1 protein-coding gene is annotated in these 295 nt (G+C 63.1%); it reads right to left on the bottom strand.

Annotation, left to right across the window (positions count from 1 at the left end; translation table 11 throughout):
- On the bottom strand, positions 1-295 hold a 295-nt coding region (locus tag EN852_RS39295; RefSeq protein WP_135879942.1), incomplete at both ends, for an EAL domain-containing protein.

The following is a 295-nucleotide window of genomic DNA, read 5'->3' on the forward strand; positions in this document are numbered from 1 at the left end:
GTCGGCCATGAAGCGCATGGCACTGGTAAGATTGGCGATGGCGCTGGTTTCGGTGATCTCCAGGCAGATCATGGCCGGCGAAATGCCATGGACGAGGAACTGCTCGCGCAGGAAGCCGAGAAACGTCTCGTCGCCGAACGTCGCTCCGGAAAGATTGATGGCGCATGTGGCAATCGGCGGCATGCGCTGATCGGCTTGCCGCGCCGCCAGGATGCGGAATGTATTGCGCACCACCCAACGGTCGATCGACGGCATCAGGCCGTAGCGCTCGGCGGCGGGAATGAAGCTCTGCGGG

This window comes from Mesorhizobium sp. M2E.F.Ca.ET.209.01.1.1 (genome assembly GCF_004010375.2).
Taxonomy (GTDB): Bacteria; Pseudomonadota; Alphaproteobacteria; order Rhizobiales; family Rhizobiaceae; genus Mesorhizobium.